Here is a 21555-nt window from a genome sequence, read left to right on the forward strand (position 1 = left end):
GCGAAAGTCGCAGGGGTCAGGCGCGATCGAGGCCGTAGAGCGCGTGCAGGGTGCGCACCGCCAGCTCCGTGTAGGCGGCGTCGATCAGCACCGAGAACTTGATCTCCGAGGTGGTGATCGCCCGGATGTTGATGCCCTTGTCGGCCAGCGCCCGGAAGGCCTTGGCGGCGACGCCGGCGTGGCTGCGCATGCCGACGCCGATCGCCGAGATCTTCACCACGTCGGTGGCGCCCTCGATGCGCTCGAACTCGATCGTTCCGGCCTGCGCGTCGAGGATCGCCCGCGCCCGCTCGTAATCGCCCGCCGGCACCGTGAAGGTCATGTCGGTGGTCGCGCCGTCGCCCGACACGACCTGGATGATCATGTCGACGTTGATGTTGGCGTCGGCGAGCGGGCCGAAGATGGCGGCCGCGATGCCGGGCTTGTCCTTCACCCGGCGGAGCGTGATCTGGGCCTCGTCCTTCGAGAAGGCGATGCCCGTGATGATCTGCTGTTCCACGATGTCGTCCTCGTCGCAGATGAGGGTGCCGGGGCGGGCGTCGTCGGGGTCGTCGAAGGAGGAGCGGACGGTGGTCGGTACCCGGTGCACCATGGCCAGCTCGACCGAGCGCACCTGCAGCACCTTGGCCCCCAGGGAGGCCATCTCCAGCATCTCCTCGAAGGCGACGCGCTCGAGCCGCCGCGCCTTCGGCACGACCCGCGGATCGGTGGTGTAGACCCCGTCCACATCCGTGTAGATGTCGCAGCGCTCGGCCCCGATCGCCGCCGCCACCGCGACCGCGCTGGTGTCCGAGCCGCCGCGGCCGAGGGTGGTCAGGCGACCGCTCTCCGGATGGATGCCCTGGAAGCCGGCGATCACCGCGACCTCGCCATGCCGGAAGCCGGCATCGAGCCGGGCGCCGTCGATCCGGGCGATCCGGGCCGAGCCGTGCTGGTCGGAGGTCTCGATCGGGATCTGCCAGCCCTGCCACGAGCGGGCCGGGATGCCCATCTGGGCGAGCACGATGGCGAGGAGGCCCGAGGTGACCTGCTCGCCCGAGGCCACGACGGCGTCGTACTCGGACTGGGGGTAGAGCGGCGAGGCGTCCTTGCACCAGGCCACGAGCTCGTTGGTCTTGCCGGCCATCGCCGAGACCACGACCGCCACCTCGTAGCCCGCCCGCACCTCGCGGGCGACGTGGCGTGCGACGTTGCGGATGCGGTCGACCGTGGCGACGGACGTGCCGCCGAACTTCATCACCAGGCGGGGCATGGGACCCAAGGACGGTTGCCGGGGCGGGCGGCGCGGGGCCGCCGCGGAATTCCGGGGCCGGTAAACGCGGGGGCAGACCCTGTCAATGCGGCGGGCCGCGAAAGCGGCAGGGCGGCGGACCGCGAAGGCGGCCGGGTCACGCCCCCGTCACCGGGCCGGCTTAGATGCGGCATGCCCCCGCGGGAGAGACACGCGATGCCGCTTCGACCCCTTCGATCCGCCCTGCGGCGCCTCTGCGGCGCCGGCCTCCTGGTTCCGCTCGGCCTCGGCCTGGCCTCGGCCGCCGAGCTCCCGACCCTCGACAGCCGCCCGCCCCTGGTGATCGGCCATCGCGGCCTGCCGGGCCTGGTGCCGGAGGAGACCGCCCCCTCCTACGAACTCGCCGCCCATCTGGGAGTGGACGCCTTCGAGGAGGATCTGCACCTCACCAAGGATTGCGTGCTCGTCGTGCGGCACAATCCCTGGCTCGGCGACAACACCGACATCGCCGAGGTCGCCCGCACCAACCCGGAGGTGGCGCGCCGCCGCCGCACCGTGCCCGGCCGCCTCGTCAGGGTGGCGTGGCCGGCGCGGCCGGATTCCGGCCCGGAGACCTACCTCACCGACCTCAACGACCCGGCCGATCCGACCTCGGTGCTGCGCTCCCTCGTGGTCGACGGGGAGGACCATACCGGGGATTGGTCGATCACCGACTTCACCCTGGCGGAACTGAAGGCCTGGATCGGCGGCACGACCTACGATGCCCGCACCGAGCGCCCCAAGACCCTGAACGGCAAGTTCCCGATCCTCAGCTTCCAGGAGATCATCGATCTCGCCAGGGCCGAGAGCGCCCGCACCGGCCGCGCGATCGCGGTCTATCCCGAGACCAAGAACCCGACCTGGAACAACGCCCAGGCCCGGGCCAACGGCTGCCCGGGCGAGCGCCCGCTCGAGGATGCGCTCCTGCGGATCGTGGAGGCGAACGGCCTCAACGCCAAGACGGCGCCGCTCTTCGTGCAGAGCTTCGAGCCCAGCAGCCTGAAGTACTTGGCCGCGCACGGGCTCAAGGCCCGGGTGGTTCAGCTCATCGACGGCGACGGCGTCGACCTGCGCACCGGCGCGGTCACCTACGCGAGCATCACGGAGGGCCGGCCCTACGACTGGACCCTCGCGGGCGACCCGCGCTGGTTCGGCGCCATGCTGAGCCCGGCCGGCCTCGCCGAGATCCGCACCTACGCGGACGGGATCGGCCCCTGGAAGCCGCAGGTGCTGCCGCTGCGGATCGCGCCCTGGCCGGAGCGCAACCCGGACGGCACGCCCTTCAAGGGCGCGACGCCGCAGGCGCGGCTCCTCGCCCCGACCTCCCTGATCGCGGACGCGCACGCGGCCGGCCTGTTCGTCCACGTCTTCACCTTCCGCAACGAGGCCAAGTACCTGGCGGCGGATTTCGGCGGCGACCCGGCGGCGGAGTACCTCGCCTTCTACCGGCTCGGGGTCGACGGGGTGTTCACCGACTTCACCCACACGGCCGTGGCGGCCCGCGCGGCCTTCCTGGGCCGGTCCGGGCACTGAGCCGGGCCGGGGCCGCGCGGCGCCGTTGGTGCGCGGCCCCCGATGCGCTGAGCAGAACGGCATCGGGCCATTCTGCTTGGTCGCTTGTGTCCGCATCATTTTTCGCCGCCGAACCGGTGACCCCTTCGGCGAATGATGCTTAGGTCGAGGCGGATGCCGCCTGGAGCCTGCCGCGCATGAGCGCACCGACCGGACCCTCGATCGACGCCAGGGAAGTCGCCCGCTTCGAGCGCATCGCCGCGACGTGGTGGGACGAGGCGGGGCCGATGCGGGTGCTGCACCGCTTCAACCCGGTGCGCCTCGCCTATATCCGCGACGCGGCGTGCCGGCACCACGGCCGCGACCCGCTCGGCCCCGAGCCCCTGGCGGGCCTCACCCTGGTCGATATCGGCTGCGGCGGCGGTGTGCTGTCGGAGCCGCTGGCGCGGCTCGGCGCCCGCGTCACCGGGCTCGACCCCGCGCCGACCAACATCCGGGTGGCCAAGGCCCATGCCGAGGAGGCCGGCGTGCCGGTCGATTACCGGCCCCAGACCATCGAATCCGTCGTCGCGGCGGGCGAGCGCTTCGACCTCGTCGTGGCGATGGAGGTGGTGGAGCACGTCGCCGACATGGCCTCCTTCGTGCGCACGGCCTGTGCGGCGGTGCGCCCCGGGGGGCTGTTCTTCGCCGCCACCATCAACCGCACGATGCGCTCCTTCGCCCTGGCGATCGTGGGCGCCGAGTACGTGCTCGGCTGGCTGCCGCGCGGCACCCACGATTGGGAGAAGTTCGTCACGCCCGAGGAGCTCGCCCGGGCGGTGGAGAGCGGTGGCCTCGTGGTCGCGGACACGACCGGGGTGGTCTACCATCCCCTGAGCGGACGCTGGTCGGCCGCCCGCGACACCGCGGTGAACTACATGATCACGGCGGAGCGCCCCGCCGCCTGAGGGCGCGCGAGGGGGCCATCGGCGAGGTGCCATGCCCAGGCTTCGCTTCGGCCGGGAACTGCTCTTCCTGATCGTCGCGGTGCTGCTCGCCGCCGGCGGCGTCCTCGCGAGCCTGCTCACCCGGGCGACGGTGCTGACGGTCGCGGTCGCCCCGAGCGGCGGGACCGAGCCGGCCCTGCTGCGCGCCTATGCCGAGGCGCTGGCCGTGAACCGCCGCGGCCTGCAGCTGACCATCCTGCCCTTCGACGGGGTGCGGGAGAGCGCGCTGGCGCTGCAGGAGGGGCGGGCCGACCTCGCGGTGGTGCGGCCCGACATCCTGATGCCGGGCAACGGCCTCACCCTCGCGGTGCTGCGCAGCCAGGCGGTCATGGTGGCGGTGCCCGAGCCCTCCCCGATCAAGGCGCTCCCGGACCTCGCCCGCAAGCGGCTCGGCCTCCTGGCCGACCGGGTCTCGGACCGCGACGTGGTCCGGCGGGTGCTGGAGCATGCCGGCCTCGCCCCGGTCGAGAACCCGGCCCCCGGCATGCCGGCCCCGGGCAGCGTCGGGCTGGTGCCGGTCCAGGAGCAGGACCTCGCCGCCTTCCTGGCCGAGAAGCGCATTGACGCGGTGATCCTCCTCACCACCCCGACGACCGCGGCGGCCCAGCGCATCCTGCGCGTCGTCCAGGCGGCTGGGCGCGCCCGCAAGGCGCGGCTGATCGGGGTCGAGGACGGCGCGGCCCTCACCGAGCGCGATCCGCGCCTGCAGGCCGTCACGGTGCCGGCCGGCCTCTTCCCCGGCACGCCGGGCCTGCCCGCGGAGGACCTCGCGACGGTCGGCACCTCCTACCGGCTGATGGCCCGCGCCAGCCTGCCGCGACCCGCCGCCGCGGAGGTCACCCAGCACCTGTTCGAGCTGCGCGGCCTGCTCGCCCAGACGGTGCCGGCCGCGAACGCCGTCGCGGCGCCCAGCTACGAGACCAACGCGGAGGCGACCAGCGCGCGCCTGCCGATCCACCCGGGCGCCATCGACTATTACGAGCGCGAGCAGCAGAGCCTGATCGAGCGCTACGAGACCTGGATCTACCTCGTCGCGCTGCTCGGCGGCGGGCTCGGTTCGGCCGGGGCGTGGCTGCGCCAGCGACTGATGCGCATGCGCCGCGAGCGGGTCGAGGTCGCGACCCGCCGGCTGCTGCAGATCCGCTCGGAGGCGCGCCGCAGCAGCGACCGGGCCGCCCTCGACGGGATGGCGGCCGAGATCGACGATCTCGCGGGCAACATCGCCCGCTACGCCCTCAGCCGCCCGACGGAGGTCCGCACCATGACGGCGGCCACGATCGCGATCGACGCCGCGCGCTCGACCGTTCGCCGCGCCCGCGACGGGGCCGGGGATCCGCCCCGGCCGGGCCTGCGGGCGGTCGAGTGATCCGCCGTCCGGACGTGATCGTCCGGACGGCGGATCACAAGCCCGCGCGGCGCGTGAGCGACGCCGACATCCGCATTGCCGAAATGGGAGATGGCGAAGCAATCAACCGGATGTCGGATGATGCCCCGCCCGCGGGCAGCCGCGGCACTTTCCGGAAGCTCAGCCGTTGTTCCCGTGAGGGGACGCCCGCCGGGCAGGCGGGACGTGCCCCCGCCGCGACCTCGCTCGGAGCTTCGACATGATCAGGCCTGTCCTCTCCCTCCTCTCGGCCGCCCTGGTCCTCGGCGCGCTCGCGGGCGCCGCAGAGGCCCAGGGCATTCCCGGCGGGATCCGCCGCGGCGCCGCCGAGGGCGACCGCGTCGCCGGCCCGATCGGCGGGATCGTCGGCGGGGCGGTGGGCGGCGCCGTGGGCGGCGTCAACGGCGTGCTCGGCATCGATCCGGGACGCAGGGCCTACCGCACGGGCCTCTCCGGGCGGCGCCACCACCACGCCCGCCCCTATCGCCACCGCCGGTCCTATCGCTGAGCGGGCCGCCCGGAGCCCGCGGGCGGCGTCGCCCCGAGCCTCGGCTTCCCGCGGCGGGATCGGCGGCGCTCAGGCGCCCGGCCGCAGGCTGCGGCGGGCGCGGCGGCGCTGGAGCCAGGTGAAGGCCGAGGCGGCGAGCGCGATCACCGCCAGGGAGACCCCGGTCGTGACCGTGCCGAGGGCGTAGATCTCGGGCGTCGTCACCGTGGTGGTCAGGCCCTGGAGTTCGAGCGGCAGGGTGTTGCGGCCGCCGATCGCCTGGCTGGTGCGCGCCAGCTCGTCCCAGGACAGGGTGAAGCCGAACAGGGCGACGCCGACGAGCGAGGGTAGGATGATCGGAACCACGACGTGGAGGAGGGTGCGCGGCCCGCTCGCGCCGAGATCCCGCGCCGCCTCCTCGTAGGCCGGGTCGAAGCGGTTGAACACCGCGAACATGATCAGGAGCCCGAAGGGCAGGGTCCAGGTCAGGTGCGCGCCGAGCGCCGAGGTGAACAGGCCCATGATCGTGCCGTGCTCCTGCAGCGCGGCCCAGCCGGTCGCGGCGGCGAGCGCCTTGATCGCCTCGTCGGCGAGGCGGAACTCGAGGCCGATCCCCAGCGAGACCACGATCGAGGGCACGATCAGGCTCGCCACCGCCGTGTAGAACAGCGGGCCCTGGCCGCGGAACCCCTTGCGGAAGGCGAGGCCGGCGAAGAAGGCGATGGCCACCGTGAGGCCCATCACCGCGACGCCGAGGGCCAGCGAGCGCCGGAAGGCCGCCCAGATGTCGACGACGCCGAGCCCCGCCCAGAGCCGCGCGAACCAGTGGGTCGAGACCCCGCTCAGCGGGAAGGTGAGGCCGCCCTGCGGGCCCTGGAAGCTCAGGACCAGGATCGTCAGGGTCGGCCCGTAGAGGAACAGCACGAACAGGCCGAAGAACCCGGCCAGCAGGTAGAAGGAGAGGGGGCGCGGACCGTCGCGGACCATGGTCAGAGCTCCCGCCGCAGGTCGATCAGGCGCGTGAGCCCGACGATCATCAGGATGACGGCGCCGAGCAGGACGACCGCGTTGGCCGCCGCGGCCGGGAATTGCAGGTAGGCCATCTGCACCTGGATGACCTTGCCGACCGAGGCGATCTGCTGGCCGCCCATGACCCCGACGGTGACGAAGTCGCCCATCACCAGGGTCAGCACGAAGATCGACCCGATCGCGATGCCGGGCTTCGCCAGCGGGACGATCACGGTCCAGAGGATCTGCCACGCGCCCGCCCCGGCGTCCCGCGCCGCCTCGATGAGCGCGCGGTCGATGCGCATCATCGAGTTGAAGATCGGCACGATCATGAAGACCGTGTCGAGGTGGATGAAGGCGAGCACGACCGCGAAGTCGGAGTAGAGCAGCCCCTCCAGGGGCTTGGCGGTGAGGCCGAGGCCCATCAGGGCGTCGTTGACGAGGCCGTTGCGGCCGAGCAGCGGGATCCAGGCGATCATCCGGATCACGTTCGAGGTCCAGAACGGGATGGTGCAGATCAGGAACAGCACCGTCTGCATGGCGCTGGTGCGGACGTGGAAGGCGACGAAGTAGGCCACCGTGAAGCCGATCGCCAGGGTGAAGGCCCAGGCGAGCAGGCAGAACTTCAGGGTCGAGAGGTAGGTCCGGAAGGTGGTGCAGAGGTCGCCGCCGGAGAAGCAGCCGTCGAACACGTCCGCGTAGTTCTGCAGCGTGAAGGCCGGGATGATCTCGTACTCGTTGTATTCCCAGAAGCTGACGATCAAGGTGAGCGCCAGCGGCACCACGAAGAAGACCAGGAAGACCAGCGCCAGGGGGGCGGCCTGCAGGGTGGCGAGGCGGCGCTGGCGCCGCCCCTCCTCGGCGAGCCCGGGCGCCGCGGCGGCGGGCGCCGCAGCCACCTCGGGCAGGGGGATCGCGCGCTCTGCCGCCGGGTTCATGCGGCGATGAACTCGTTCCACTTGCGGACCATGTAGGTGTGCTCGTCCATGACCGAGTTCCAGCACGCCACCGCGCCCATGCGCTCGGCGAAGGAGCCGCCGTCGCGCAGGGCGCCGGCCTTCTCCAGCACGGTGCCGTCCGGGGCCTTGATGTCCTTCTCGGCCGGCTTGCCCTCCATCCAGTAGGCCCACTCGTAGGGCTCCATCTCGGCCTTGGCGGTCTCCAGCACGGCCGAGTAGTAGCCCTGGCGGTTGAGGTAGGCGCCGGCCCAGCCTGACAGGAACCAGTTGATGAAATCGTAGGCTGCGTCGAGCTTCCGGCCGGTCAGGGTCTTGGGGAGGCCTCCTCCGCCTCCCGGTTGCTTGAGACACCCCAGAAGCGGACGGTCTCCGCGGCAGGGGTGAGAACGATGACGACAGACGTGAAGGCAGGTGCAGAGGCGGCTGGTCCTGGCCGAGGCGGGCGCATGTCCCGGCAGCGCAAGCGTGATGCGGTGCTTCGACTGCTGCGCGGCGAGGACCTGGAGAACGTCTCGCGTGGCCTGGGCGTGACCGCCGCGACCCTGTCGGGCTGGCGCGACGCCTTTCTGGCCGCGGGCGAGGCGAGCCTGGCGACCCGGCCCACCGAGCCCGAAGCCCTGGAGAGCGGGCGGTTGAAGGCCAAGCTCGGCGAGATGCTGTTGGAGCGTGAACTGCTGGAGGCCAAGATCGCCGCCCTGGAGGCGCGCGGCCCCGGCCCTTTGGCCCGCAGGAGGTCGCGGCGATGAGCCGGGCCGTCTCGCCGTCCAGCGGCACAGCTTACGGGCTGGTCCGCGTGTGCCGGATCTGGGGCGTGTCGCGCGCCACCGTTCACCGCCACCTCTCTCCTGCTCGGTCCGAACCGGCGCGGCGTCCTGGCCCGGTCGGGCCGATGCCGGATGCGGCACTGCTGGAGGCGATCCGCGCCACCCTCACCGGCAGCCCCTTCCACGGCGAGGGTCACCGCAAGGTCTGGGCGCGGCTGCGCCACACGGGCGTGCGCACCTCCAAGCGCCGCGTCCTGCGCCTGATGCGCGAGCATGATCTGCTCGCCCCGTCTCGCGTCGGCGCGCCGCGCGGCCCGCGCACCCACGACGGCACCATCATCCCGGACGCGGTGGACACGCTCTGGGGCACCGATCTGACCACCATCTGGACTGGCGAGGGCCAGGCCGCGGTGTTCGTGGCCATCGACCACTGCTCGGCCGAGTGCGTGGGCCTGCATGCAGCGCGGCGGGCCACGCGCTTCGAGGCGCTGGAGCCGATCCGCCAGGGTGTGCGGCAGCGCTTCGGCAGCTTCGCGGCCAAGAGCGCCTCCGGCTTGAGTGTTCGGCACGACCACGGCAGTCAGTACATGTCGGACGACTTCCAGAAAGAACTGGCGTTCCTGGGCATCGCGAGTTCGCCTGCCTTTGTGCGTGCGCCGGAGGGGAACGGCTGCGCCGAGCGCTTCATACGCACACTCAAAGAGAACCTGCTGTGGGTGAAGCGCTTCGACACGGTCGAGGATCTCCGCCGAGCCCTGCTGGCATTTCGTGAGACTTACAACGAGACGTGGCTGATCGAGCGGCACGGCTTCCGCTCACCGGCGGCTATTCGGGCCGCGCAGCTTCCACCTGCGGCTCTCGCCGCATAGGGTTCAAACCGGTGTCTCACAATCCGCGGGCGGTACAGGCCGAAACCGGCGGCCCAGGCCCGGTAGCCCTCCTTCAGCGGCTGGTAGGTGCAGGCCACGCCCTGCGAGCGCACCTTGGTGACGGCGGGGGACCACATCGACTGGATCACCGTCTCGCCGGAGGCCATCAGGTTCACGGATTCGTTGAAATCCTGCCAGAAGGCCCGGAATTGCCCGGCCCGCTTGGCCTCGATCAGCACCTTCATGGTGCGGTCGATCTCGGCCTTGGTCATGTTGCCCTTGTCGGGATAGGTGTATTCGCCCATCGCCTCGACCACCATGGCGGCGTCCATGATCCCGATCGACGGGATGTTGAGGATCGAGGCCTTGCCCTTGAATTCGGGGTTGAGCAGCTCCTTCCAGCTCGAGATCGGCCGCTTGATCAGGTCGGGCCGGATGCCGAGCGTGTCGGCGTTGTAGGTGGTCGGGATCAGGGTGATCCACTCGGTCGGCGCGCCGGCGAACTTCGTCGCGGTCTGGCCTTCGAGGTAGAACACCTTCTTGGGCGCGGTGCCCTGGTCGCCGATCGCCTTGCCGTTCAGCTCGCCCTTGGTGAACACGGTGGTGATCTTGTCGGCGTACTTGATCCGGCGGGCGTCCATGCCGACCAGGTTGCCGGACGGGATCAGCTTCCTGAGGCTGAAATACTCGGAATCGACGATGTCGAAGGAGTTCGGCTGAGTGACGACCCGCTTCGATACCTCGTCGGTGACGACCGGTATGTACTCGATGGTGATGCCGAGATCCTCCTTCACCTTGCGGGCGATGTCGGCGCTCTGGTTCACGGCGGTGCCGAGATAGCGCAGGGTCACGGGCTCGGCCGCGATGATGGAGGGAAAGCCCGTGACGGCGCCGCTGCCCGCGGCGGCGCCGGCGGCCGCGCCCGCGAGGAGGCCGCGCCGGGTCAGGCCCGTCTGCTTCGTCGAGTCGGTCATCCGTGTCTCCCCTGTATGCGACGTGTCAGGCGTCGAGGCGGTGGGCTTCCTCGGCCGACCAGCCGAGCCGGACCTCGTCCCCGGGCGCGAGGGGGAGGCGGGCGAAGGCGCGGTCGCTGAGGATGGCGGTGAGCGGCGTCCCGGCCTCCGTGGCGAGGCTCTCCGCCTCCAGGCCGAGATGGACGGTGCTGCCCTGGTACTCGACCGCGACGACGCGGGCCGGGACGGCGTCCGGGCCGGCCTCCGGGCCGAGCCGCATCCGGTCGGCGCGCACCGCGATGCGCCGGTCGGGCAGGGCGATCACGTTGTGCCCGCCGATGAAGCGGGCGACGAAGGCGGTGGCGGGCCGCTCGAACACGGTGCGCGGGTCGGCGGCCTGCTCGATGCGGCCGCCATTCATCACCACGACGAGGTCGGAGAGCGCCATCGCCTCCTCCTGGCTGTGGGTGACGTGCACGAAGGTGATGCCCAGCTCGGCCTGGATCCGCTTGAGCTCGGCCCGCATCCGCACGCGCAGGAATGGGTCGAGGGCCGAGAGCGGCTCGTCGAGGAGCAGCACCTTGGGGCCGGTGACGAGGGCGCGGGCCAGCGCCACCCGCTGCTGCTGGCCGCCGGAGAGCTGGGCCGGCAGGCGCCCGGCGAGCGCCTCCATCTGGACGAGGCGCAGCATCGCCTCGGCGCGGCGGTGGCGCTCGGCCCTCGGCACCCCGCGCATGCGCAGCCCGAAGGCGACGTTGTCCCGGCAGGTGAGGTGGGGGAAGAGCGCGTAGCTCTGGAACATCATGGCGGTGCCGCGCCGGGCCGGCGGCAGGTCGCCGACCGCCCGCGGCCCGATCACGACGTCGCCGCGCGTCACGGTCTCGTGGCCGGCGATCATGCGCAGCGTCGTGGTCTTGCCGCAGCCGGAGGGGCCGAGCAGGCAGCAATAGGAGCCGGAGCGGATCTTCAGGTCGATGGCGTCCACAGCCAGCGTGGCGCCGTACCGCTTGGTCAGGCCGACGAGTTCGATGTCCATGCGCTCTCCCCCGCGCCGCGCCCGCTTCGCAGGGAGTAGGTTGCAAGGCTCAGGCCAGGGTGGTGCCGGGGTTTCGGCCGATTGCTGCGACGCGGCGATTGCATTGGCCGCGTCGATCCGCTAAAGCCCCACCCGTGTTCGGCGCAACCGCCGCGGCGGGGCTCTCGGGCCTCCCGGACCGGGGCCGAACCGGGGTTTGCCGTTGTAGCTCAGTGGTAGAGCGCGTCATTGGTAATGACGAGGTCGGGAGTTCAATCCTCCCCAGCGGCACCAGACACTTAGCTCAAAAGTCCGCTCTCCTGGATCGAAGCCGGGTAACGCTGCGGGTAACAGCTCGGACCCGTTCTGTAGAAGGCGAATCGGTCCAATTTGCCGCGCCTAAACGAGTGGCCCACCCCACATCCTGTCAGCCTCCGCGCTCGTGAGCGGAACGCCCGCGGCCCAGAGGGGCACCGGAGCCTGCTGCCGCGCCTTGCTGCCGGCGCACCTCTCATCGATGAGGTAGTGCCAACTGGCGGTCGGGTTGCCGCGCGAGATTGATCTCTGGAATTGCGGGTTGTCGGTTCCGCGCAACAGGGCTGCCCTCTCGTGCTTGAGCCACGCCGCGTAGGCGGCCACCAGAATGCCGCCCGTGAGCAGCACTGTGGCGGCGCTGGGCCGGCCTGGCCCACGAGGGTGCCCCTCGGACACGCCGCAGGACCGCAAGGCGTCTGAATAAATCTGCGGCATATCGCATCTGGCTCTCTGATCCGGGATCCGCTTGATCAAAGCGGATCGCGTATCCCAAGCCCGCGCGGCGCCTGAGCGAAGCCGACATCCGCATTGCGAAGCAATCCGTCGGATGTCGTATCCCAAGCCCGCGCGGCGGCTGAGCGAAGCCGACATCCGCATGGCCGAAATGGGAGATGGCGGCGCAATCAACCGGATGTCGTATGAGGCCACGAACGGAGGCGGTGAGCGGCAACCGGCCAGGAGTCCGCGTTCGCCTTGTTCGGCTATGCGCCATCTCCGGACCTTCGGTCAGGGCCGCTTGAGGGGCCGCTCGCCACCCGATAGCAGACTTCTCAACGGCCTGCAGATCGCTCAGCCACCCTTTCGCACAAGCCACGATCAGCCTGGAGGCCACGCCTGAGACGAGGACGGCCGCTGCTCGCCACGAGAGCGCCGTCCCCGAGATATCCGTCCTCAGGGCATGACGGGCGGGTGGTAGGTCAGCGTGAAGGCGAGCGCCCATAACAGGAAGAGCACCACCGGCAAGTGGACGAGCAGCTGCAGGAAGCTGAACCCCACGATGTCGCGCGCCTTGAGGCCAAGGATGCCGAGCAGCGGCAGCATCCAGAACGGATTGATCAGGTTCGGCAGGGCCTCGGCCGCGTTGTAGATCATCACGGCCCAGCCCAGATGCACCTTCAACTCGTTCGCCGCCTGCATGACGTAGGGCGCCTCGAGCAGCCACTTGCCGCCGCCGGAGGGCACAAAGAAGCCGAGCACCGCCGAGTAGACGCCCATCGAGAGCGGGTAACTGCCAGCCGTGTTGAAGCTGACGAAGGCGTGGCTGATCACCTCCGACAGCGTGTCGCCCGACGCGTTCTTGGCACCCGTGAGGATCGCGCTGATCGAGGCATAAAGCGGGAACTGGATCAGGACTCCGGCCGTCGCCGGCACCGATTTCGCGACGGCGACCAGAAACCGCTTCGGGCGCCAGTGCAGCAGCAGGCCCAGGGTCAGAAACAGCAAATTGTAGGTGTTGAGGTTCGAGATCGCGACGATCCACGATTGCCGCGCGAATTCCTGCCAGATCCAGCCGCCGGCAATGATGACGAGCAGGATGTTCAGGAGCGGCCAATGCTCCAGCTTCTCGCCGGGCTGCGCGGGCGGATCGAGCTTTTCCTCCTTGGCCGAGACGTCCACGCCGAGATCCTGCGCGGTGACGGCGCTGACGGCTGCCGGGGCCGACGCGTAGGCGATCGCCACCGAGACCAAGAACAGGACCAGCGCGATCAGCATCGACTGCCACAGAAAGATCGTCTCGCTGAACGGGATCACGCCGGTGATCGGCAGCACGTTCGGCGGCAGGCTCTTCGGATTGGCCTGGAGCTGGGCGGCCGAGGAACTCAGGCCCATCGCCCAGGTCGCACCCAGACCGAGATAGGCCGCGGCCCCGGCAGCCCGGTAGTCCATGTTCAACTCCGTCCGGCGGGCCAGCGCCCGCGCGAGAAGGCCGCCGAAGATGAGGCTGAGGCCCCAGCTGAGGAAGGACGACAGCATGGTGGCGGCGGCCACGAGGCCCACCGCCCCACGCCCGGTGCGCGGGATCCGGGCGAGGCGGTCGATCAAGAACTGAACCGGCGGCGAGGTGGCGACGACGTAGCCGCCGATCGTCACGAAGGCCATCTGCATCGTGAACGGAATGAGGCTCCAGAAGCCGTCCCCGAAGGTCTTGGCGACCGCCGCGGCCGGCGCCCCGTTCGCCAGGGCACCGAGCGCCACGAGGACCACCGCGATCGCCACGAAGATGAAGGCGTCCGGGAACCAGCGCTCGGCCCAGGCGGTGAAGCGAATGCCGAGCCGCGCGAGGGCTCCTGTGGCAGCGGCTCTTCCCTCGATCGATTGGAGACCTGAGGATCGGCTGGTCTGCGCCGATACTGTCTTCATGAGCATTTCTCCCTGGCCGGCCGGTTCGCTCGGCTTTGCCCTAAAAAGGGATAACGCTGGCTGGCGGTTTCCCGACAGCGCGAAAGCGACAGGCGGGGAGCGCGACACCCCGTGCAGCGTGCACCCACGGGACGCGAGGTGCGCGGTCATGGCTCCCGGACGCTGTCGCGGAACGCCTGCGCCTCGGCCCTGCTCTCGAAGATGTGCGGCCGCATGGTGCGGGTGAGGACGTGTCCGAGCTTCACGCGCATGAACGCGCTCGTCGTGGAGCGGGAAACGCGGGTGGAGTAGGTCTGCTCCAGCGCGCGAACCATCTCGGCGTAGGCGTCCGCCACCTCCCGATCAAGCTGGAAGGCATCGTAGTTGACGACCACGGCCATGCGCCGGCCGACTTGCCGGCAGCGCGCCGCCACGGCCTCCTGGATCATCGCGACATCCTCGATCCGACGGACGTGCAGTCCTTCGAAGTTCAGGAACAGGACGTTGCGGTCAGGGTCATCGGCGAGCCGGTCAGCGAGGTTGAGATCGCGCATCCGCTCCCGCAGCCCCATCGCCTGCGCGGCAAAGATGCGCGGGTCCATCGTGCGCGCACCCTTGATCATCGGCCGGAAGTTCATGTGGGCGAGGATCTCCCGCTCGACATCGACCCCCGGCGCAACCTCGATCAGTTCCAGGCCGTCCTGGCGTAGTCGAAAGACGCAGCGCTCGGTGATGTACAGGACCGTCTTGTCCGCCGCGACCCGGCCCGAGAAGGTGATCTGCTCGACGTGCTCGTGGAACTTCCTGGCCCGCCCCTCCTGGACGATCCGGAGCTGACCGCTCTCGATCCTCACACCGAGGCCGCCGACCGTGATGGTGCCGGCAAATACGACCTTGCGGGCGTTCTGGCTGATGTTGATGAAGCCGCCGGCCCCCGCGAGCTTCGGGCCGAAGCGGCTGACATTGACGTTCCCGGCCGCGTCCGCCTCCGCCATCCCGAGCACGGCAATGTCGAGCCCGCCGCCGTCGCAGAGCACCCGATCACGTTGCAATCGGGTGCTGCTCTCGATCTTTGATCTTGCCGCATTTTCTGAGACGAACCGGCATCCACTTCGTCTGAAAATGCTCTAGTGCGAGTCGGTATCCGATGTCGTCATGTCGAGACGTTCCCGCGTCACCGAGCCAGTACACTGAGGGTCGCGTCCGCTATGCTGCTCAGCTTTCCCGGTTTAGTCTCGATGTAGAACCGAGATCGAGGAGGCTCCCATGCGCGCACCAACTCTCGCCACAGCGCTCTTCCTGCTTGCGGGACATGCACTGGCACAGGATAAGGCAGCTATCGATAAGCTGAACGCGGAATTTGAGAGCGCGTTTCGGAGCGGGAATTTCTCCGCAGTAGCGAACATGTACACTGAGGACGCTTACGTGCTCCCATCTGGCAGCCCACTCGTACATGGTCGCGCAGAAGTCCAGAAGTTCTGGACGGAGGCGGGGAAGGTCATCACCGACATCAAACTCACGACGCTAGACGTTCAGCCGCTGGGCGGTGAGGCCGCGCGTGAAGTCGGCCGTTTCGTGCTTAAAATGAAGGATCAGTCGGCGCAGGACGCGTCCGGCAAGTACGTCGTGGTCTGGCGCAAGGTCGGGAACGACTGGAAGCTCTCGACCGATATCTGGAACAGCGACAAGTGAGCACGCCTCGGGCTTCCGTGCGGTCGTGATCTGGCCACGATCGCGCGGCGTCAGCGCGATCCGGCATCGCGTTTTGGATCGAGATTCAACCTTCACTGCCAGAAGCGGCGGCTCCGAATAGGGCCGCCGCATTCCAGTGTGATGCTACGTGCCAATTTTCTCTTGTCGGCCCATCCCAACGCCGCTGAAGTTGCTGCTGCTTGTCCCTGCCGTGGAGGGCTGCCCGGTGCTAGAGGTGGCTCGTTCACCGCCAAGCCCACCCGTGTTCATTGATGAACTCTGCCGGACGCGAAGGTTGTTTTGCACGTGAGTGACGCCTGACACGGACTCGGCTATGTCCTCGGCTCGACGTTTATCGTAACGGTTGTTGACCGTTCCGTTCAGCGTGACCTCGCGGCCTTGAACCGTGACCTCGATTTCGGTCGCATCTACCTGTCGATCATCAGTCAAGCGGTCATTCACGTCATCACAGATGCGCTCGTCTGATCGCTGGTAGTTGCGAGGACCCCGGCCTCCGTGATGCTGGGCACCTTGGTCGCCCTGTGCGGCATCACGCTCCCGACGACGGGCTGCCTCCTCGTCTCCGAACCACGACGAGATCTCGTCCCCGGCTCGATCAAAGAAGCCACGCTCCCCACGGTAGCCGGTCACATCGCGATCATCATATGAGCGGGTGTAATCACGAGAGCCGCCACGTCCGTAGTCGCGTGCGCCGTAATCGCCACGGCCGTAGCCGCCCTGGCTCGGGCGATCGGACCGGCCACGGCCGTAGCCCTGATCCGCGCCGTAGAAGCCGCCGTAGTAGTCGTTGTCCCCGCCAGTGTACCGGGAGCGATCTTGGCCGCGGCCGGACATGTCGCGGCCTTCGTAGTTGCTGCCCATCCCGCGCCCGAACGCGACATCCATCGCACCGGGCTCGCGTTCGCGCCGACGCCAATCGTCATCGTCGCGGCCGTGCCGGCCTTGGCCGTAGTCACGATCATCGCGACCGTAGTAGCGGTCTTCACCGTAACCGCGGTCGCTGCGACTGGAGAAACGGTCCCGATCTCGGTCGCCCATCTCACGTGAGCGGTCGCGCTCGTTGCGCCAGCGATCGTAGTCGCTCATGCGCGTCTCCTCTCGCATTTTTCTCGTCCTCCCCCAAGCGCCGCCATTCACGGCTCAGGGTCAGGGGCTCACATGTGGCCGGGTGCCCCCCGGCCGCTGTCAGCCCAACTCCATCCCGATTCGCGCGTTCCAGCTTGGCACGTGCGGTGGGCGGACTTGGCGCAGCGTTGTCGGCGCTCGCGCCCAACGCTGCCTTACAGCCGTCCTTCCCGCTAATGAGTGACGCGTGGGGGCGCTGGCTGGCTCTCAACCAGCCATGTCACCGGGCACGATGCTGCGGAGCCTGAGAGAAGGCGTTGACGTGCAGCGGACGGCGAGGAGTCCGGGGCATTGTCACGGCATAGGAGCGGTTAACGACGCCAACTTGCGTCCAGCAATGGTCGGGCGAAACCGCCAGAACGCCCGTGGCGATTGGTCGTCAGCCACACTCGCGTGGATCACTGCCACCAGGGTTTCGGGTGAGGCGACGCCAGCTGACCGGGTGAGAAAGAGAGGTGGCTCGGTTTGTCTGAACAGCGACGTGGGCTTGGATAAGTGGATATCCTGCCGGGTTCAGGCGGCCGCGGGATGCGGCCGCCTGTCGAAGTAGGCTTGGTCGGGGGTGCGCCGGTCAAGGCTCGAATGGGGCCTTCGTCCGTTGTAGAAGACGAGGTACCGACCGATCGAAGCGCGCGCCGTGCTGACGGTGTCGTAAGCCCGCAAGTAGATCTCCTCGTACTTGACCGACCGCCACAGCCGTTCGACGAAGACGTTGTCGCGCCACGCGCCTCTGCCGTCCATGCTGATGGCGATCCCCGCCTCCCGCAACACGCGGGTGAAGGCGTGGCTGGTGAACTGCGAGCCCTGGTCCGTATTGAAGATCTCTGGCCTGCCGTGCCGGGCGAGCGCTTCCTCCAAAGCTTCGACGCAGACGTCGGCCTCCATGGTGATCGACAGCCGCCAGGACAGGACCCGGCGGCTGTACCAATCAATCACGGCCGCCAAGTAGACGAACCCACGCGCCATCGGAACGTAGGTGATGTCCATGGCCCAGATTTGATTGGGTCGGTCGATCGTCAACCCGCGCAAGAGATACGGGTAGACCTTGTGCCCCGGCGCAGGCTTCGAGGTGCTCGGCTTGCGGTAGAGTGCGTCGATGCTCAGGCGCTTCATCAGCGTCGCGACATGACAGCGGCCGATCGCGATGCCCTCTTTGTTCAGAAGGTCGCGCAGCATCCGGCTTCCCGCGAAGGGAAGTTCGAGATGCAACTCGTCCATCCGCCGCATCACGCCGAGATCGGCAGCCGGGACTGGGCGCGACAGGTAGTAGACGCTGCCCCGGCTGATCCCGAGCGCCTTGGCCTGTTTGGCGATCGGGAGATCATGCCCGCGATCGATCATCGCTTTGCGCTCAGCAGACCGGCTTTGCCGAGCGCGCCGGACAAAAAATCGTTGGTCAGCGTCAACTCGCCGATCTTGGCGTGCAGCGTCTTCACGTCGATGGCCGGTGTGCTCTCCGACCGGGACGCGGCTCCGAACACCCCGGCAGCCCCTTCGAGAAGCTGGGCCTTCCAAGCCGTGATCTGGTTGGGGTGGACATCGAACTGCTGGGCCAGTTCGGCCAGCGTCTTCTCACCCCGCAGGGCGGCCAGAGCCACCTTGGCCTTGAAGGCCGGGGCGTGGTTCCGGCGCTGTCGCTTGCTCATCGTCGCTCCTGATCCGCGGCCATCCTGGCCGCCGTCAGGCAGAAACTCCACTCAGCCCCGCTGTGCAGATCCTCCGAGCCACCTCTAAAGCTTCATAACCCCCTGGTAAGATGCCCGCCAAAGCAACCATCACTGCGTCGCTCACCACTGAACTGAACACCTTCATCGCGGAAAAGGTCGCGAGCGGGCAGTACCGGACCGCCGGTGAGGTGATTCGCGCCGCTCTCCGCTGCCTCGGTCAGCAGAATGACAGGGACGTGCACGTCGAAGCGGCCTACTCAGTGACGACCAGTGAGCAGGCGAGGCCAGCAGCGGCAACCCCGGCCTTCCTCCAAGGTGGCGATATGATGGGCGCGCTCATGCGTCAGCATCCCTGGGCGGCCACACCGCTTGGAGACGCCGAGGCGTGGCCGCACTCGCTCAAGACGCTCATGGGCGTGATGCTCGGGTTGACCCGATCGGTATTTTGGTCCGGGCCGAGTGCGAGGCTGCTGCATGGCCGTTGCCATGGGTAGCCGGAAGGCCGAATCCGGACGGCCGAAACCCGACCCGCTGCCCGTCGCCGGGGATGGGATCCGGCGCAGGCGCACCTAGTCTAGCACGGTCGAGACGCCAGCCCGCGAGGCCCTGCCGAGGGCCGATCAACTGGCCCTCGACTGGCGACCGGTTCATGGCGCGCTCGAATGCTTCCGGAAACTGTCCGGAGGCGCCATAACGCGTCCCGTACTTGATCTTATGCGAATGGGCCGCCCTCACGCGCGCGAGGGCCGATACACGCGCCTGACGTAGATAAACAAATCATCGTTGAAGATGAGCTTGCCGAGCCGGAACAAGGCGCCAGCCGTGGTCGTTAGGTGGCTGTAGTTATCACGAGTCCCTGTGACCCGACGCCCGGACAGGTCCTAACCCTCCGGCGGGCGTTCGTGCGTCTGGGCCTCAGTGGATCGTGTAGCGCGGAATGACCGGCAGATCGGTGGCGCCGGCGCCAGCGAGCGCCAGCCTCTTCAGCAAGGTGACGCGTTGGACGGCGGCCTCGCGAGAGAGCCCGGTCTGCTCGCGCCCGCGGGCGAGGTGGCCGGCCTACGGGCGCCCTGGTCGACGGGCCAACGGAGCATCGGGGCGGGCACCTGCCGGCCTCTGGCGAGGCGCAGCCAGGAGCGCCACTCCTCCGAGACCAGGCGCACCACGTTCGTGTCGTTCCGCCAGCCGCTGATCGCGCGCTCCTCGATAGTCACCAAGCCGCGGTGGGCGGCCTTGCGCAGGGCGTTCCGGACCAGAGGGTCTCGCACACGCCCGCGAGCCGGCAGTCCCCGCGCCGGAAGGACCTGTCGCGGACGGAGGTCGTGGCGACGGGCCCCGAGGCGGGCCGCGACCCCACTGACGATCGGGCGGGTCCCGCCTACTTGCCCTTCTGGCCCGCGGCGCGGCGGGACTGGCCGAGGCCGATGCTCTTGGCAAGCTCGGAGCGCTGCGCGGCGTAGTTCGCCGCCACCATCGGGTAGTCGGGCGGCAGGCCCCATTTCTGGCGGTACTGGTCGGGGGTGATGCCGCGGCTGGAGAGGTGGCGCTTGAGCGACTTGTAGGGCCTGCCGTCTTCCAGGCTGATGATCGCGTCCGGCGTCACCGTCTTCTTAATCGGGACCGGCGGAATCGGCTTGGCAAGTTCCTGCGCGGGCGGCCTGTGCAGACCAACCAGCGCCGCGTGCACCTGACTAAGGAGTGTAGGCACCTGGGAAGGCGCGACAGAGTTGTGGGCGACGTACGCAGCTACGAGCCCGGATGTCACCTCGATGAGGTCTGCGCTACCTGCCAGCGCATTAGCTTGAACGGCACTCATCTCAGCCCTCCTCTTCAGTCGGCAGCTTATCGTGCGACTAACTCGCAGAAAATTCAAGTTAAGATCAGGCCGATTCGCAAGCACACAAACGCAACCTAATCTGGTCAAAACTTGCAATCTAAGGTTATGTAGATGACTGGCGGGAGCCAGCGATTTCGGATCGGCGTCGACGACCAGGTCTCGGCGCCGCTCGCGAAGCTTCAGGGTGGCACTGACCCGCGTCGCCAAGGACGACAGCGTCAAGTCGTTCAAGAAGGACTGGACCGAGGTCGGTCAGGCCGTCGAGAAGGTCGGCGGCGTTCCGTGCGCCGGGGGCTGGTGGACGGCGAAGCAGCAGCAACACGCGGTCGACGTGCTGGCGAAGGGCGGCGCCTCGGCGCTGGGCGCGAAGGCCCTGGTGGCGCGCTGTTCGGCCGTGGAGGCCCGCGGCGGCCCCACCTCGGCGAACTCGCGCTCGGGGGCGTTCGGGCTCGCGCAGTTCAAGTCCAGGTCGGGCGGCTACTCGCGCCTGCGCGACGGCGAGGTTGTCAACGACCCGCCGCCGGGCCGACCCACGGCGCGCCGGATCGGCGACGACATGGGGCCGGCGCTTCAACGGCGCGGGGGCCTCGGCCGGCGGCAATGGCCACCTGCCCATCACCATGGACGGGTCCCGACCGGGACGCGCGCCCGCGCCGCGATGGACGACCTGTTCAAGGACGTCTCGATCACCCAGCGCAGGCAGGTCGACAGCTCGATCAAGGCGGCGCCCGTCTGGACACTGCACACCCGGATCGGGAGCAGCGGCTGGTCCGCCGCGCGCTTCCGGCGCGGGCTGCCCGAAAATGGGCCTTCGAGTGGTGCTCTGCGAGGCCCGAGCTTGGTCGTCAACCTCGCCCTACCCTGCATTCGCCTGTTCGGGTCCTCACTCGACGGGCGGCCCCGGACGCGTCGCGCTCTCGATGATCGCCTCCCACGATTTGCCCATCGCGCGCAGGGGACTCGATCGAGGGGCCGATCTCGTTCCCGTAGACCCTCAGCGTGCGCTCGTAGATGCGGGTCCGGTGCGGCTCGGGGGTCTGCTCCTTGAACAGGGAGGCCAGTCGCCTGCGCTCCGCGTGCATCGCCCGCGCGATGGCCTCGGCGGAGGCGCCGCGGCGGCGCATCTCAGCCGCGTGCTCGCGCAAGTCGCGCACGGCTTGCTCGTACTGGGACCGCAGGCTCATCGACGGTGTGGCCTCGTGACCGACGCGATCGGACGATCATGCATCGTTCTGCGTCGGCCTCCCACCGAGGCTGTGTGAAAACGTGAGGGTTTTTGATAGTCTCTGCCTGACGGTGGAGGCTGGTATGGCGCGGTTTGTTTGGGGTGCGGATCGCCATCAAGTCACGC

Annotated in this window: 17 protein-coding genes, 1 tRNA gene and 2 pseudogenes; 9 read left to right on the forward strand and 11 right to left on the reverse strand. The window is 69.0% G+C overall.

Annotation, left to right across the window (positions count from 1 at the left end; all coding sequences use genetic code 11):
- Positions 1–16: 16 nt before the first annotated feature.
- Positions 17–1252, reverse strand: coding sequence for an aspartate kinase (locus MET2598_RS0101135; RefSeq protein WP_012334463.1), 1236 nt, complete (start codon positions 1250–1252; stop codon positions 17–19).
- Between the two features lie 195 nt (positions 1253–1447).
- On the opposite strand from MET2598_RS0101135, the gene MET2598_RS0101140 reads away from it, so the two are divergent.
- The 4 genes from MET2598_RS0101140 (at position 1448) to MET2598_RS0101155 (ending at position 5660) form a co-directional block, all read left to right on the forward strand.
- Positions 1448–2803: a glycerophosphodiester phosphodiesterase family protein gene (locus MET2598_RS0101140; RefSeq protein WP_018259581.1), complete on the forward strand. Its 1356-nt coding sequence runs from the start codon at positions 1448–1450 to the stop codon at positions 2801–2803.
- Positions 2804–2979: 176 nt separating this feature from the next.
- Entirely contained in the window at positions 2980–3729 is a 750-nt protein-coding gene (gene ubiG / locus MET2598_RS0101145; protein WP_012334461.1) for a bifunctional 2-polyprenyl-6-hydroxyphenol methylase/3-demethylubiquinol 3-O-methyltransferase UbiG, read from the forward strand.
- Between the two features lie 31 nt (positions 3730–3760).
- A complete protein-coding gene (locus MET2598_RS0101150; RefSeq protein ID WP_012334460.1) occupies positions 3761–5134 on the forward strand; it encodes a TAXI family TRAP transporter solute-binding subunit in 1374 nt (457 codons plus the stop codon).
- A gap of 238 nt (positions 5135–5372) precedes the next feature.
- Complete coding sequence (locus tag MET2598_RS0101155; protein WP_012334459.1) at positions 5373–5660, forward strand: hypothetical protein; 288 nt, start codon at positions 5373–5375, stop codon at positions 5658–5660.
- 69 nt (positions 5661–5729) lie between these two features.
- Here the strand turns inward: MET2598_RS0101155 and MET2598_RS0101160 are convergent, their stop codons facing one another.
- The 3 genes and pseudogenes from MET2598_RS0101160 to MET2598_RS0101170 all read right to left on the reverse strand — a co-directional run.
- On the reverse strand, positions 5730–6626 hold the full coding sequence (locus MET2598_RS0101160) for an ABC transporter permease (protein WP_012334458.1): 897 nt from the start codon (positions 6624–6626) through the stop codon (positions 5730–5732).
- 2 nt (positions 6627–6628) lie between these two features.
- Entirely contained in the window at positions 6629–7585 is a 957-nt protein-coding gene (locus MET2598_RS0101165) for an ABC transporter permease (protein WP_012334457.1), read from the reverse strand.
- Positions 7582–7935, reverse strand: a pseudogene (locus tag MET2598_RS0101170) (ABC transporter substrate-binding protein); the annotation flags it as partial. The gene MET2598_RS0101165 and the pseudogene MET2598_RS0101170, both read right to left, overlap by 4 nt.
- Before the next feature lie 60 nt (positions 7936–7995).
- On the opposite strand from MET2598_RS0101170, the gene MET2598_RS0101180 reads away from it, so the two are divergent.
- A protein-coding gene (locus MET2598_RS0101180; protein WP_085984585.1) for an IS3 family transposase occupies positions 7996–9239 on the forward strand; the annotation gives its coding sequence in 2 pieces (ribosomal slippage) (positions 7996–8320 and positions 8320–9239; 1245 coding nt in all).
- A gap of 41 nt (positions 9240–9280) precedes the next feature.
- On the opposite strand, the pseudogene MET2598_RS35785 reads toward MET2598_RS0101180, so the two are convergent.
- Positions 9281–10213, reverse strand: a pseudogene (locus MET2598_RS35785) (ABC transporter substrate-binding protein); the annotation flags it as partial.
- Between the two features lie 25 nt (positions 10214–10238).
- Complete coding sequence (locus MET2598_RS0101190; RefSeq protein ID WP_012334455.1) at positions 10239–11228, reverse strand: ABC transporter ATP-binding protein; 990 nt, start codon at positions 11226–11228, stop codon at positions 10239–10241.
- A 198-nt stretch (positions 11229–11426) separates the two neighbouring features.
- Here MET2598_RS0101190 and MET2598_RS0101195 point away from each other — a divergent pair.
- Positions 11427–11501 (forward strand) — tRNA-Thr (locus MET2598_RS0101195).
- 912 nt (positions 11502–12413) lie between these two features.
- Here the strand turns inward: MET2598_RS0101195 and MET2598_RS0101205 are convergent.
- Both MET2598_RS0101205 and MET2598_RS35790 read right to left on the reverse strand, forming a co-directional pair.
- Positions 12414–13883 (reverse strand): short-chain fatty acid transporter, encoded by a 1470-nt coding sequence (locus tag MET2598_RS0101205; protein WP_018259584.1) that lies wholly within the window; start codon positions 13881–13883, stop codon positions 12414–12416.
- Positions 13884–14029: 146 nt separating this feature from the next.
- Positions 14030–14914 carry a hypothetical protein gene (locus MET2598_RS35790; protein WP_157182061.1) on the reverse strand — a complete coding sequence of 295 codons (885 nt, stop codon included), beginning with the start codon at positions 14912–14914 and terminating at the stop codon, positions 14030–14032.
- 214 nt (positions 14915–15128) lie between these two features.
- Here MET2598_RS35790 and MET2598_RS0101215 point away from each other — a divergent pair, with 214 nt between their 5' ends.
- On the forward strand, positions 15129–15554 hold the full coding sequence (locus tag MET2598_RS0101215; RefSeq protein ID WP_026190442.1) for a YybH family protein: 426 nt from the start codon (positions 15129–15131) through the stop codon (positions 15552–15554).
- 144 nt (positions 15555–15698) lie between these two features.
- On the opposite strand, the gene MET2598_RS38455 is transcribed toward MET2598_RS0101215, so the two are convergent.
- Entirely contained in the window at positions 15699–16661 is a 963-nt protein-coding gene (locus MET2598_RS38455) for a BON domain-containing protein (RefSeq protein ID WP_084673740.1), read from the reverse strand.
- A 552-nt stretch (positions 16662–17213) separates the two neighbouring features.
- Positions 17214–18346 (reverse strand): IS3 family transposase gene (locus tag MET2598_RS0101230; RefSeq protein WP_236728644.1). Its coding sequence is split into 2 segments (ribosomal slippage): positions 17214–18082 and positions 18082–18346, totalling 1134 coding nucleotides; the frame shifts between segments, so codons are not numbered across the junction.
- A gap of 110 nt (positions 18347–18456) precedes the next feature.
- On the opposite strand from MET2598_RS0101230, the gene MET2598_RS38375 reads away from it, so the two are divergent.
- Positions 18457–18861 carry a ribbon-helix-helix domain-containing protein gene (locus tag MET2598_RS38375; protein ID WP_018259591.1) on the forward strand — a complete coding sequence of 135 codons (405 nt, stop codon included), beginning with the start codon at positions 18457–18459 and terminating at the stop codon, positions 18859–18861.
- An 884-nt stretch (positions 18862–19745) separates the two neighbouring features.
- Here the strand turns inward: MET2598_RS38375 and MET2598_RS0101245 are convergent.
- Positions 19746–20183, reverse strand: coding sequence for a MucR family transcriptional regulator (locus tag MET2598_RS0101245; RefSeq protein WP_026190443.1), 438 nt, complete (start codon positions 20181–20183; stop codon positions 19746–19748).
- A 205-nt stretch (positions 20184–20388) separates the two neighbouring features.
- On the opposite strand from MET2598_RS0101245, the gene MET2598_RS42560 reads away from it, so the two are divergent.
- Entirely contained in the window at positions 20389–21252 is an 864-nt protein-coding gene (locus MET2598_RS42560; RefSeq protein ID WP_236728645.1) for a hypothetical protein, read from the forward strand.
- Positions 21253–21555 lie beyond the last annotated feature (303 nt).

This window comes from Methylobacterium sp. WSM2598 (assembly GCF_000379105.1).
Taxonomy (GTDB): domain Bacteria; phylum Pseudomonadota; class Alphaproteobacteria; order Rhizobiales; family Beijerinckiaceae; genus Methylobacterium.